This is a genomic window from Neisseria weixii, assembly GCF_042658245.1.
GTDB classification, from domain to species: Bacteria; Pseudomonadota; Gammaproteobacteria; order Burkholderiales; family Neisseriaceae; genus Neisseria; species Neisseria weixii.
In genome coordinates, this window is record NZ_JBHSPY010000001.1 from 89361 (window position 1) to 102099 (window position 12739).

Sequence of the window (12739 nt, forward strand, 5' to 3'; positions counted from 1 at the left end):
TGTCATCGGCCGTATTTTAACAGATTTGACGCCGATAGTTGAGTGGTTTAGTCGGGAATAATAGCCAATCTCAATGAGATTTACAGCCCTATCCCATATCAAAGGCCGTCTGAAAAACACAATTTTTTCAGACGGCCTTCAGTTCAACCCCAAATCGCTATACAATCCATCACCATAACCATACCAACTCACAGGACACGCCGTGCCACCCATCGAATACTGCCGCCAAAAAGCCGCCGAAAGCGGCTCCAGCTTTTTATCGGGCTTCAAATTCCTACCCGAACACCAGCGCGATGCAATGACGGTGTTATATGCCTTTTGCCGTGAACTCGACGACGTGGTCGATGATTGCAGCGACAAAAATACCGCCCAAACCGCGCTCAATTGGTGGCGCATCGACTTGGCACGCGCCTTTTCAGACGGCCTGCCCGAGCACCCCGTCAACCAAGCTCTACAGCCCGTGGCCCGCACCTTTAATCTGCCGCAAAGCGAATTGGTCGAACTCATCGACGGCATGCAGATGGATTTAGATCAAGCACGCTACGCCACGTTTGACGAACTCAAGCTCTATTGCCGCCGCGCCGCCGGTGTGGTCGGCTGCCTGATTGCGCGCATTTTAGGCTTCACCAACCCACGAACCCTTGATTACGCCGACAAAATGGGCTTGGCACTGCAACTGACCAACATCATCCGCGATGTCGGCGAAGACGCGCGCAACGGCCGCATCTACCTGCCGATGGAAGACCTACAACGCTTCAACATCCCCGCCGCCACCATCATGCAATATCAGCCCACGCCCGAATTTACCGAACTGATGGGCTTCCAAATCCAACGCGCGCGCGACACCTACCGCCAAGCACTCGCGCTGTTGCCCGCCGCCGACAAAAAAAACCAAAAAGTCGGCTTGGTGATGGCCGCGATTTATTATGCCTTATTAAACGAAATCGAACGCGATGGTGCGCAGAATGTGTTGAAATACAAAATCGCCATTCCTTCACCGAGAAAGAAACGGATTGCGCTGAAAACTTGGGTATTTGGGTTTAAGGTTTGAGTTTGGTTTCGAGATTTGAGTAGATTGGATTAGTCACTCAACGAGAATTGTAGAAATTTGGGATTGATGAGAGATGACTCAAATCTGCAAAACACATACGAAGATACTAAAATAAATGAATCATCCCCAGTCCTTAATATTCAGATTCCCCATAAGCTTACACCTATAAAATATGCCAATTACACCTTGAAAATTAGCAGTACTTTCTCATAGAATACCAAGCTTGAATGTGATTTTTTATCAAAACAGGAGAAGCTATATGTCATTCCCACTAAAAACTACTCTTTTGTGCACAGCGGTTATCGGATTACTGGCCGCTTGCGCAACCGAATCATCGCGTAGTGTGGAAGTAGCCAAAGTCGCTACCTACAATACCCAATACAACGGTATCCGCACCCCGATTTCTATTGGCAGCTTTGACAACCGATCAAGCTTCCAAAAAGGTGTCTTCTCTGATGGGGAAGACCGCTTGGGTAGCCAAGCCAAAACTATTTTGGCAACACATTTACAGCAAACCAACCGTTTCAATGTATTGAACCGTACCAATTTGAGTGCATTGAAACAGGAATCAGGCATCTCTGGTAAAGCTCAAAATTTGAAAGGTGCCACTTATGTAATTACCGGCGATGTTACCGAATTTGGCCGTAAAGATGTGGGCGATCATCAGCTATTCGGTATTTTGGGTCGCGGTAAATCTCAAATTGCTTATGCGAAAGTGGCATTGAATATTGTTGATGTAGCTACTTCTGAAGTGGTTTACTCCACCCAAGGAGCAGGAGAATATTCTCTATCTAATCGTGAGATTATCGGTTTCGGCGGTACATCAGGCTATGATGCGACCTTAAACGGTAAAGTATTGGATTTAGCTATCCGCGAAGCGGTCAATAATCTAACTCAGGCTATAGACAGCGGCGCATGGCAGCCTAACCGCTAAGAAGGGGAAGGTATGAAAAAAGGGATAACTTGTATGCTGCCTTTGGTTGCTGCGCTATGGCTAGCAGCCTGCGGCTCTGCACCGAAACAGATGTATTATTGGAAAGATTACAGTCCTACTGTTTATGAACACCTAAAAAATGATGCTTCTCCCGGTGAGCAAATCAGTAAAATGGATAAATATTTTACTGAAGCAGACCGCAAACAAATGGCAGCTGCTCCGGGTGCTCACGCCCACATGGGCTTATTGCTGATTGAGGCCGGACAAAACGAGGCAGCACGTCAACGGTTTGAAACAGAGAAACAGCTTTTCCCCGAATCTTCGGTGTTTATGGATTTTCTGTTAAAAAATAAAACTCAAGGGGGCAAAAAATGAAGTGGTCTAAACTTTTACTGCCTTTGGCGGCCAGCTTGGCTTTGAGTGCCTGCCAAACCCATCAGCCTGCACCGTTTGACTATACCGCATTTAAAGAAAGTCGTCCGAAATCGATTTTGGTATTGCCGCCGTTAAACGAGACTCCTGAAGTTAAAGCCACTTGGGGAATGTTGACGGCCACAACCATGCCGCTATCTGAAGCCGGTTATTACGTTTTCCCTGTTGCAGTGGCTGCCGAAACCTTTAAACAAAACGGCCTAACTAATCCGGCGGATATTCATGAAGTGAAGCTGGATAAACTACATGCGATTTTTGGTAATGATGCCGTTTTATATATCACTGTTAAAGATTACGGTACACGCTATCAGGTTTTGCAAAGCGTAACGACCGTCTCTGCTGATGCTAAATTGGTTGATGCGCGTAACGGTAAAGAGTTATGGAGTGGGCAAGTAATTTCATCCGATGCCGGACAAAAAGGCAATAACGGTTTGTTGGGCGCATTGTTAGGCGCGGTTATTGACCAAGTCGTAGGGACTTTGGGCGATAAAGGTTATGATATGGCGCAAGCAGCTGGCGTTCAGCTCCTCTCTCCCCAGAAAACCAATGGTATTTTATATGGTCCACGTTCACAGCACTACCTAAAATAGCTGGTACGATAAATTAAAAAAAAGCAGAGTCATGAGATTCTGCTTTTTAAACATTGCACACGCTAAAAAAACAACCTTATATAATATTTTTATAGAAGTTGCATATTCAAAATATATTACATTTTTATGATTTATATCTCACTAGATACTCCGCTATCACACCAATTTAAAATGAGTGAATCCCTACTTAAAATAAAAATGATATTTGCACAAGCAACCTGTAACATTTATATATAGACATCCAGAGGCCATTAAGAAAGCTTAATAAATAAGAAAGCTTTATAACAGCCAATAACTCACAACTTCTCTCTAAATATCATACAAACTAAAGCCCCCGCAACACGCCACCCCGCCAATCATTGCTATAATCCCATGGTACCGAATCTTTAGGCGTCTGAAACCTTTCTCCAACCCCCAATCAAAAAAGAAAAGCCATGTTCCCTAATCAACAATCCAAACCCAAAATTGCTGTCATCGGCGCCGGATGGGCCGGTTTGTCGGCAGCGGTTAAACTCGTACAACGTGCGGATGTTACGCTGTTTGAAGCGGGCAAACTGGCGGGCGGGCGGGCGCGTTCGTTTGGCGGTGACAAGGGCGGGTTTTCGTTTTTGGACAACGGCCAGCACATCATGATCGGCGCGTACCACGGTGTGTTGGCTTTAATGAAGCAAATCGGTGTGCGCGAGCAGGATGCATTTGTGCGGCTGCCAATGCAATGGTATTTACATGATGGTTTGCGCTTTCAGACGGCCGCTTTGCCTGCGCCTTGGCATATTTTGTTTGGTTTACTGCGCGGCAAAAATCTTTCGTTTGCTCATAAAGTCAAATTATTACGCGATATGCGCGCGCTACAGGACCGCCACCGATCAAGTCTGCCCGACACCGGCGTCGGGGCATGGCTGAATCAACGCAATACGCCGCGCAAATTGATTGCCCAGTTTTGGCAGCCATTGGTATGGGGCGCGCTCAATACACCGCTGGACAAGGCGAGCTTGAATATTTTGTGTAACGTGCTTTCAGACGGCGTGTGGGCGGATAAGGCCGGCAGCGATTATCTGCTGCCGAAAACGGATTTGGGCAACATCATTGCCGAGCCTGCTTTGGCCTTCCTGCGCGGACACGGCGCGCACATTCAAATGGAAACGCGCGTGCCGCGTTTGACCACCTTACCCGGTGGCCAAGTATCGGTCGACGGCGAGGCGTTTGATGCGGCGGTATTGGCCGTGGCGCCTTATCATGCCGCGGTTTTGATGCCGTCTGAAACGCCGGATTATATTCAGACGGCCTACCAAAATATCGAATATTGCCCGATTACCACCGTGTATCTGCGCTATAACGAACCGCTCAAGCTGCCTGCGGCGATGACGGGGTTTGCCCAAGGTACGGCTCAATGGCTGGTTTCTCGCGGTGCGCTCGGTTTGCCGCCTCAGGAAGTCGCCGCTGTGGTAAGCGTATCCGACCATGTTGGCGCAGCGAAGGCAGATGAATGGGCGGCCAAAATCCATGCCGATATCAAACGCGTCTGCCCCGATATCGGCGAGCCGGCCGCCTACCGTGTGATTACAGAAAAACGCGCCACAGTCGCCGCCACAGCCAGCCGCCGCCTTCCTGATTTGGCTTGGCTGCACCACCGCAAAATCTACCCTTGCGGCGACTACCTGCACCCGCGCTACCCGGCGACGCTGGAAGCGGCGGTTCAATCAGGTGCAGCCGCGGCAGATTTGTGTTTACACGAGTGGGCGGACAGCGGCCGTTTTGATGACGGTTTTTCCGATAGGCTCTTTTTCCGCAGAGCAAATATTTGATTGCCTTCGACCAAACACTTTGCATTGAAACATTTTTAATTTTGACTCCATGCCGTCTGAAAGGACACCCATGATTACCCTTCACGCCCTCACCCAATCGCGTGCCTACCGCATCGCTTGGCTGCTCGAATTGCTTAATCTCGATTATCAGGCCAATGTCGTTGCGCGCGACGAAACCACCAAGCTTGCGCCGGAAAGCCTGCGCCAAATCCATCCTTTGGGCAAATCGCCGCTGTTGCAAGACGGTGATTTGACGCTGCCCGAAAGCGGTGCAATCGTGGAATATCTCATTGGCCGTTACGGTAAAGATTCGACGCTCAAGCCGGCAACAGACAGCGCATCCTACCCCGACTACCTGTTTTGGCTGCACTATGCCGAAGGCTCGCTGATGCCGCTTTTGGTGATGTCGCTCGTGTTCCGTAAGATTGATGAAAAACCGATGCCTTTTTTTGCCCGGCCGATTGCGCGCAAAATCACCGGCGGCGTAAAGGAAAGCTTCCTTCATCCGCAACTCAAACTGCATTTGGGCTTTATCGAAGGCCGTCTGAAAAACCAAACTTGGCTCTTGGGCGACACGCTCACGGCGGCGGACGTGATGATGAGCTTTCCGCTGCAGGCCGCCCTCGCACGCAGCGCGCTGGATTTGCCGAATATTGCGGCCTATGTGCAACGGATTGAAACCCATCCTGCTTATCAACGCGCCGAATCCAAACTTGGCAAGCTTTGCATATTGTAATCGTTAGCAAACTGCAATACACTGTTAACATTCTTTAAAAGGCCGTCTGAACAAATCACTTTTCAGACGGCCTTAAGACAGCGATTAAGGAAACCCCATGTCCACTCTGCAAAACAAAACCATCATCGTCACCGGCGCATCGCAAGGTTTGGGCGAACACGTGGCCAAAGCCTACGCCGCCGCCGGCGCGACCGTGATTCTGATTGCGCGCCACCAAAAGCGCATGGAAAAAGTGTATGACGCGATTGTCGAAGCCGGCTACCCCGAGCCCTTCGCCATCTGTTTCGACCTCTTGACTGCCGAAGAAAAAGAATTCGACCAACTGGCCGCCACCATCACCGAAGCCACCCAAGGCAAACTCGACGGCATCGTGCATTGCGCCAGCTATTTCAACGCCCTGTCGCCATTGGATTTCCAAACCGTGTCCGACTGGATCAAACAATTCCGCATCAACACCATTGCACCGATGGGTCTGACCCGTGCGTTTGCGCCGCTGCTGAAAGAATCGCCTGATGCCTCCGTCATCTTCGTCAGCGAAAGCCACAGCGAAACCCCGCAAGCCTACTGGGGCGGCTTCGGCGCCTCCAAAGCCGCGCTCAACTACTTGGGCAAAGTCATCGCCGACGAATGGGAACGCTTCCCCAACCTGCGCGCCAATATCTTGGTACCGGGTGCGATTAACTCGCCGCAACGCATCAAATCCCACCCCGGCGAAGCACAAAGCGAACGCAAAACCTATGAAGACGTGTTGCCGCAATTCGTTTGGTGGGCAAGCGAAGAAAGCAAAGGCCGCACGGGCGAGATTGTTTATTTGTAAGATTCGGGCTGAACAAAGGCCGTCTGAAAATCATGTTTTCAGACGGCTTTTTTGTGTTTAAGCCCATGCCAAAGGTGCAATGCAATGCCCCCCTTCAGCAATATAACAAAATCATCTTTCTATCAAACAAACCATTCTTTCCCTTTTTCAGACGGCCTGTTTAAAGTATGCGCTATCGAGCATTCCACAAAAGAGAAACCGCATGTCTATCCAAAACCACCACCTCGGCTGGCTTGAAGCCGAATCCGTCCACATCATCCGCGAAGTCATCACCGAGGCGAAGAATCCGGCGTTGCTGTTTTCCGGCGGCAAGGATTCCGTTGTGTTGCTGTCGCTGGCGGTTAAGGCGTTTCAAATCGAAGGCCGCCCGCTGAAATTGCCGTTCAAACTGCTGCACGTCGATACCGGCCACAATTATCCCGAAGTGATTCAGTTTCGCGATGAAACCGTCGCGCGCACAGGCGTGCAGTTGGTGGTGGGCAGCGTGGAAGAATCCATCCGTAAAGGCACGGTCATATTGCGCCGCGAAACCGATTCACGCAACGCCGCACAAGCGGTTACCTTGGTGGAAACCATTGAAGAACAAGGTTTTGATGCGCTGATGGGCGGTGCGCGCCGCGATGAAGAGAAAGCGCGCGCAAAAGAGCGCATTTTCTCGTTCCGCGACGAATTCGGCCAATGGGATCCGAAAAACCAGCGCCCTGAATTGTGGTCGCTTTACAATACCCGCCTGTTCCAAGGCGAAAACATGCGCGTGTTCCCCATTTCCAACTGGACGGAACTCGACATCTGGCAATACATCGCACGCGAAAAACTCGCCCTGCCGCCGATTTACTACACCCACAAACGCGAAGTGGTCGAGCGCGACGGCCTGCTGATTCCGGTCACCCCGCTCACACCGAAACGAGACGGCGATGTATCCGTGATTCGTGACGTACGCTTCCGCACTGTCGGCGACATTTCCTGCACCGCCCCTGTCGCCAGCACCGCCGCCACACCGGAAGACATCATCGCCGAAACCGCTTCCGCCACCATTTCCGAGCGCAGCGCCACCCGCATGGACGACCGCGTTTCAGAAGCCGCGATGGAAGAACGTAAGAAAGCAGGCTATTTCTAAAATAGAAAAGCAAAAGCCGTCTGAAAAATTTCAGACGGCTTTTTTTGTTTTAGGCATATTTTCAAACCAATCCGCAGGGCGGATGCAAACCTGACGTTGGATGCTCTCCGAAACGTGACGGGGTTGACACCCGTCCTGCAAATTGCCTGACAGGTTTCAGAGGTATTTTCTGACGATTAAGGCCGTCTGAAACGTTTTCAGACGGCATCCGTTATCTTGCTCAAGCGGCCTGACGGTTAATCCACCATACCAGCGACAGCATCACCGGCACTTCCACCAGTACGCCGACCACCGTGGCCAGCGCCGCGCCCGAGTTCAGCCCGAACAGCGAAATCGCCACGGCCACAGCCAGCTCGAAAAAGTTGCTCGTGCCGATTAAGCAGGCAGGCGCGGCGATTTCATGCGGCAGGTTCAGGCGTTTGGCCATAATCCGTCCCAAAAAGAAAATGCCGTAGGTCTGCACCAAAAGCGGTATGGCAATGAGCACAATCACGGCAGGCTTGACCAGAATGGTGTGCGCTTGAAAGGCAAACAGCAGCACCACAGTCAAAATCAGCCCGGCAACGGAAAACGGTTTCAGACGGCCTGCAAAGGCTGTCGTCGGTTTGCCCGCCCGGAGCAGATGCCTGCGCGTGAGCCAACCCGCCAGCAGCGGCAACAGCACATACAGCACCATGCTGAGCAGCAGCGTATTCCACGGAATCTCAATATCGCTCACATCCAGCAGCACGCCCGCAATCGGCGCAAAGGCGAAAATCATGATGATGTCGTTCACCGACACCTGCACCAGCGTGTAATTCGGGTCACCCTTCACCAGCTGCGACCACACAAACACCATCGCGGTACACGGCGCCACGCCCAGCAATATCATGCCGGCGATGTATTCCTGTGCGGATTGCACATCTACCCAATCGGCGAAAAACACGCGGAAAAACAGCCAGCCGACCGCCGCCATCGTAAACGGTTTGACCAGCCAGTTGATGACCACCGTCATTGCCAGCCCCTGCGGCTTCCTGCCCACGTCTTTCACGGCAGACCAGTCAATCTGCACCATCATCGGGTAAATCATCAGCCAAATCAGTACCGCCACCGGCACATTCACATGCGCCACTTCCATCCGCGCCACCCATTGGAACGCGTTCGGAAATGCCGCCCCCAAAGCCACGCCTGCAACAATCGCCAAAGCCACCCAAACCGTTAGGAAACGTTCGAAAATACCCATTTTGATACCTTGTTTTAATGATAAAAATCGAAAACCGGGCCGTCTGAAACATTTCAGACGGCATCAGTATGCCGTTGGCGGCTCAATCACACCGCCGTCTTCCTTAATAAACGGCTCGCGCAGCGACACGGGCGCAATGTCCAGAAACGTTTCAGACGGCCTGCATAGTTTCGTGCCTTTTTCCGTCACCACAATCGGGCGGTTGGTAAGCAATGGTTCGCGCAACATGGCGGTAATCAGCCCGTCGTCGTCCCAAGCGGGATTGCCCAACCCCAAAGCCGCATAAGGCGGCACGTTGGTGCGCAGCAAATCGCGCGGCGTAAAATTCATGGCATGCAGCAGACCGCGCAGCGTGGCTTCGTCGGGCGGGGTTTGCAGATATTCGATAATCTGCGGCTCGATGCCCAAATGGCAGATTAAGGCCAGCACATTGCGCGAAGTACCACAGTTTGGGTTGTGGTAGATGGTTACGTGCATATTAAAATCTCAACAGTTCAAGGAATATAGAAATATCCGGCTAAAAATTTTTCAGGCAAAATCGCGGGCTCGGGCCGTCTGAAAACGCATACGGCGTCAGCGGCAGCATTCTCCCGTTTCTGCACAGCAGTTTTGAGTGAGAAATCCGGTTAAGGCCATCATCAAATCCAATTGCGCAAAGTATCGGACAAACCGCCCTTCCTGTTTTGCGCAAACCAAACCTGCATGATGCAAGGTTTTCAAATGGAAAGACAAATTGTTCGGAGCGAGATTCAGGTGCTTGGCCAGATCTCCCGCCACCATACCTTTGCTGCCTGCGGCGGCCAATTGCTGGAAAACCGCCAGGCGGACGGGAGACGAGAGGCTTTCAAACAGTTTGCTTGCGTGTAAAGTATCCATGCGCGGCATTGTAATCCTGTCATTTCCATTATTCAAGATTTATTGAAATATTTTCGCAACTCATGCGTCAGATTCAGGCAGTCTGCACAACCACAAACAGGCAAAGGCCGAGGCTTTTGCAAAATCCCTATTTTTGGCACATTTCTTCGTTGTGTGCTGCTCGAAAGTTTGCCTATCTTTATGATAGGTTCTTCGCTTTCTGTGCTGCGGCAACTTTGAACCGCACTCAAATTTAGGGCTTTGCAAAGATCTCAGGCCGTCTGAAAAATTTCAGACGGCCTTCCGTTCCCCACCAAGCTACAACAATCACTTACGTTTCAACAATCTCATCGCATTACCCAGCACCAGCAGCGAACTCAAGCTCATGCCCAGCGCGGCAATCCATGGTTTGACATAGCCCAACACGGCCAGCGGCACAGCAATCAGGTTGTAAGCGGTTGCCCAAGTCAGGTTTTGCTGAATGATTTGGTGTGTGCGGCGGGCTTGGTCGAGCATCTGCGGGATGATGCGCATATCGTCGTTGAGCAATACCACATCGGCCCCATCACGCGCCACATCGGCACCACCGGCCACGGCCACAGACACATCGGCCTGCGCCAACACAGGCGCATCATTGATGCCGTCCCCCACCATCAACACTTTGCGGCCTTGTTTTTGCAGCGATTCGACATAGCCCAACTTATCTTCGGGCGTGGCTTCGGCCTGATAGTCATCCAAAGACAAGGTTTGGGCAACATGTGCGACGGCGGCTTCCCTGTCGCCGCTCAATAAGTGCAGGCGGATGCCTTTGGCTTTCAAATCGGCCAACATTTCCGCTGTGCCGGCCTTGATTTCGTCCTGCAGTAAAAAGGCCGTCTGAAAGCCGCTTTGGTTGCCGAGAAACACCATGCTGCCGTTGTGGGCGATTTGAGCGGCTTCGGGCAACGCGCCGGCAATTTCGGCGACAAACCCTGCCCGCCCCAATGCCCAGATTTGCGTTTGTCCGCCAAAGATAATTTGCGCACTCACCCCGTGGCCGACACGGTTTACCCGTTGGCCGGCAATCAGGCTGCCTGAAAAGGTTTGATCGGAGGCGTGATTCAAAATGGCACGCGCAATCGGATGTTCGGATTGCTGCTCCAAGGCTTGTGCGATGGCTAATCCGTCTTCATTGTTCAGACGGCCTAAAGCGATAATGCGGCTGACGGATAATTCACCGCGCGTGAGTGTGCCGGTTTTGTCGAACACCAAATCATCAATCTGCCCCAAGGCTTCCAGGGCGTTTTTGCCGCCAACCAACACGCCGTCTTTGGCGAGCGAACCGGTGGAAGCGGCCAGCGCGGTCGGGGTGGAGAGCGATAAGGCACACGGGCAGGTAATCACCAACAGCGCCACAGTAATCCACAAGGCGGTTTGCACGTCGGCGTATAAGGCCCAGCCGATAAACACCGGCACCGCCAAAATCAACTCGGCAGCAACAAAATTAGATGCGTATTTTTCGGCCAATTCGGCCACACGCGGCTTTTGTGCCAAGGCGCGGTCGAGCAATTTCACAATATGCGACAAGCGCGTTTCACTGCCTATTGTGTCAGTGCGGATAATGAGCGGGCTGGCGGCGTTAAGCGTACCGGCAATCACTTGATCGCCAACACACTTGGACACAGGCAGGCTCTCGCCGGTGAGCATGGCTTCGTTGACTTCGCTCTCGCCCGATAAGACTGTACCGTCAACCGGAATCACTTCGCCCGGTTTCACCACAATCATCTCGCCGCGCTGCAATTTGGCGACTACAGCTTCTTCGGTTTCATCACTATTGGGATAATCTTTCAGGCGATGGCAAAACGCGGGCACGAGCTTCACCAAGCGCTCGGCTGCATCACCGGCTTTGCGCCGCGCGATTTGTTCCATAAAACGGCCGCCGATCAGGAAAAACATCAGCATGGCAATCGACTCGAAATACATGCCCTCACTGGTGTTTTGCATCATGCTGTAAATACCGGCGGCAAACGTCATCAACACCGCAATCGCAATCGGCGTATCCATACCGGCACGACGGTTTTTAAAATCGCGCCACGCACCTTTATAAAACGGTACGGCGCAATAAAACACCACCGGCAATACCATCAAAAAGCTGCCCCAATGCAGAACCTGCAGATAAAGCGGTTCGATGTCGTTACCGTAGAGATAGGTCGGCAGGGCAAACATCATGGTTTGCATGGCACACATACCGGCCACCGCCAAGCGCACGATAAATTGCTTGCGCTTTTTATTGGCCGACTCTTCCACCTTTCGCGCATCATAAGGCGACACGGTATACCCGGTTGACTGCACACGCAATAAAATATCAGAAAGCGCCACCTGGCCGTTATTCCACGATACACGTGCGCGGTGGGTGCTGTAATTCAAATCCACGCGTTTCACCCCGGGCAGACGCAACAATTGCTGCTCAATCAGCCACACACAGGCCGCACAAGTAATGCCGCCCAGCATCAACACCGCTTCGCGCTCATCACCCTCACCCACTTCAACAAATTCAGCCTGCACCTCGGGCAAATCATAGAGCTTGAGTTGCGACAAAATATCCTGCTCGGGTAAAGCAGCCTTTTCCGCATCGGCGGTTCGCTGTTTGTAGTAGTTGCCCAAACCGGCATCAATGATGCTTTGCGCCACCGCCTGACAACCCATACAGCATGTTTCACGCTCTTCATTGTCGTAAATTACGGGTAAATGAATATGCCCGGGGATTTCGAGTCCGCAGTGGAAACAGTTTTTCTTCATGATAGTAAATTGCGATTATTGCATTAGCACACAACAATCATGCCTTATAGAGTTTATACTTAGTATTTTGTATCTAAAACTTGTGTTTCATTATTGCACACGTTACTTTCAGACAGCCTATTTATTCAAAATAAAATGAAAATATTTTTAAATAATATTTTATTTATATTTTTCATAATATTAACTTTTTATCCAAAAATAAACGGTCAATTAATTTACCTTTTATCTGGAAATTATTCCGATTATCCGAATGTAAAAATGGAACTTTTTTTAAAATTTTAATACATTTTCAATTGACCTGCGAAAATTAAAATCGCATGCTACTCCCATATTCCGCATAAGACGGAAAACAACAAAGCAGAATCATCTGCGCAACAAAATACACATTGACGAAAAATACCT

Annotated in this window: 12 protein-coding genes; 8 read left to right on the forward strand and 4 right to left on the reverse strand. The window is 51.0% G+C overall.

What is annotated here, in order from left to right; all coding sequences use genetic code 11:
• Positions 1–202: 202 nt before the first annotated feature.
• From hpnD to cysD, 8 genes are all read left to right on the forward strand, one after another.
• Positions 203–1051 carry a presqualene diphosphate synthase HpnD gene (hpnD, locus tag ACFPVS_RS00455; protein ID WP_096294917.1) on the forward strand — a complete coding sequence of 283 codons (849 nt, stop codon included), beginning with the start codon at positions 203–205 and terminating at the stop codon, positions 1049–1051.
• A 259-nt stretch (positions 1052–1310) separates the two neighbouring features.
• Entirely contained in the window at positions 1311–1985 is a 675-nt protein-coding gene (locus tag ACFPVS_RS00460) for a CsgG/HfaB family protein (RefSeq protein ID WP_096294916.1), read from the forward strand.
• A gap of 12 nt (positions 1986–1997) precedes the next feature.
• On the forward strand, positions 1998–2360 hold the full coding sequence (locus ACFPVS_RS00465; RefSeq protein WP_096294915.1) for a DUF4810 domain-containing protein: 363 nt from the start codon (positions 1998–2000) through the stop codon (positions 2358–2360).
• On the forward strand, positions 2357–3007 hold the full coding sequence (locus ACFPVS_RS00470) for a DUF799 domain-containing protein (protein WP_096294914.1): 651 nt from the start codon (positions 2357–2359) through the stop codon (positions 3005–3007). The genes ACFPVS_RS00465 and ACFPVS_RS00470 overlap by 4 nt, the downstream gene beginning before the upstream one ends.
• A gap of 434 nt (positions 3008–3441) precedes the next feature.
• Positions 3442–4812, forward strand: coding sequence for a hydroxysqualene dehydroxylase HpnE (gene hpnE / locus ACFPVS_RS00475; RefSeq protein ID WP_096294913.1), 1371 nt, complete (start codon positions 3442–3444; stop codon positions 4810–4812).
• Between the two features lie 70 nt (positions 4813–4882).
• Complete coding sequence (locus ACFPVS_RS00480) at positions 4883–5548, forward strand: glutathione S-transferase (RefSeq protein WP_096294912.1); 666 nt, start codon at positions 4883–4885, stop codon at positions 5546–5548.
• 97 nt (positions 5549–5645) lie between these two features.
• Positions 5646–6365: an SDR family oxidoreductase gene (locus tag ACFPVS_RS00485; RefSeq protein WP_096294911.1), complete on the forward strand. Its 720-nt coding sequence runs from the start codon at positions 5646–5648 to the stop codon at positions 6363–6365.
• A 202-nt stretch (positions 6366–6567) separates the two neighbouring features.
• Positions 6568–7482 (forward strand): sulfate adenylyltransferase subunit CysD, encoded by a 915-nt coding sequence (gene cysD / locus ACFPVS_RS00490; protein ID WP_096294910.1) that lies wholly within the window; start codon positions 6568–6570, stop codon positions 7480–7482.
• 220 nt (positions 7483–7702) lie between these two features.
• On the opposite strand, the gene arsB is transcribed toward cysD, so the two are convergent.
• From arsB to ACFPVS_RS00510, 4 genes are all read right to left on the reverse strand, one after another.
• Complete coding sequence (gene arsB / locus ACFPVS_RS00495; RefSeq protein WP_096294909.1) at positions 7703–8704, reverse strand: ACR3 family arsenite efflux transporter; 1002 nt, start codon at positions 8702–8704, stop codon at positions 7703–7705.
• Positions 8705–8767: 63 nt separating this feature from the next.
• Positions 8768–9181, reverse strand: coding sequence for an arsenate reductase (glutaredoxin) (gene arsC / locus ACFPVS_RS00500; protein ID WP_096294908.1), 414 nt, complete (start codon positions 9179–9181; stop codon positions 8768–8770).
• A 96-nt stretch (positions 9182–9277) separates the two neighbouring features.
• Entirely contained in the window at positions 9278–9580 is a 303-nt protein-coding gene (locus ACFPVS_RS00505; RefSeq protein ID WP_096296091.1) for an ArsR/SmtB family transcription factor, read from the reverse strand.
• A gap of 306 nt (positions 9581–9886) precedes the next feature.
• On the reverse strand, positions 9887–12337 hold the full coding sequence (locus ACFPVS_RS00510; protein ID WP_378595116.1) for a heavy metal translocating P-type ATPase: 2451 nt from the start codon (positions 12335–12337) through the stop codon (positions 9887–9889).
• Positions 12338–12739 lie beyond the last annotated feature (402 nt).

Bases quoted from the DNA above. Each gene is read 5' to 3' on its own strand.
- arsC (WP_096294908.1), bottom strand. From the start codon at position 9,181: ATGCACGTAACCATCTACCACAACCCAAACTGTGGTACTTCGCGCAAT.
- ACFPVS_RS00510 (WP_378595116.1), bottom strand. From the start codon at position 12,337: ATGAAGAAAAACTGTTTCCACTGCGGACTCGAAATCCCCGGGCATATT.
- ACFPVS_RS00470 (WP_096294914.1), top strand. From the start codon at position 2,357: ATGAAGTGGTCTAAACTTTTACTGCCTTTGGCGGCCAGCTTGGCTTTG.
- ACFPVS_RS00485 (WP_096294911.1), top strand. From the start codon at position 5,646: ATGTCCACTCTGCAAAACAAAACCATCATCGTCACCGGCGCATCGCAA.
- ACFPVS_RS00460 (WP_096294916.1), top strand. From the start codon at position 1,311: ATGTCATTCCCACTAAAAACTACTCTTTTGTGCACAGCGGTTATCGGA.
- cysD (WP_096294910.1), top strand. From the start codon at position 6,568: ATGTCTATCCAAAACCACCACCTCGGCTGGCTTGAAGCCGAATCCGTC.
- ACFPVS_RS00480 (WP_096294912.1), top strand. From the start codon at position 4,883: ATGATTACCCTTCACGCCCTCACCCAATCGCGTGCCTACCGCATCGCT.
- ACFPVS_RS00465 (WP_096294915.1), top strand. From the start codon at position 1,998: ATGAAAAAAGGGATAACTTGTATGCTGCCTTTGGTTGCTGCGCTATGG.
- arsB (WP_096294909.1), bottom strand. From the start codon at position 8,704: ATGGGTATTTTCGAACGTTTCCTAACGGTTTGGGTGGCTTTGGCGATT.
- hpnE (WP_096294913.1), top strand. From the start codon at position 3,442: ATGTTCCCTAATCAACAATCCAAACCCAAAATTGCTGTCATCGGCGCC.
- ACFPVS_RS00505 (WP_096296091.1), bottom strand. From the start codon at position 9,580: ATGGATACTTTACACGCAAGCAAACTGTTTGAAAGCCTCTCGTCTCCC.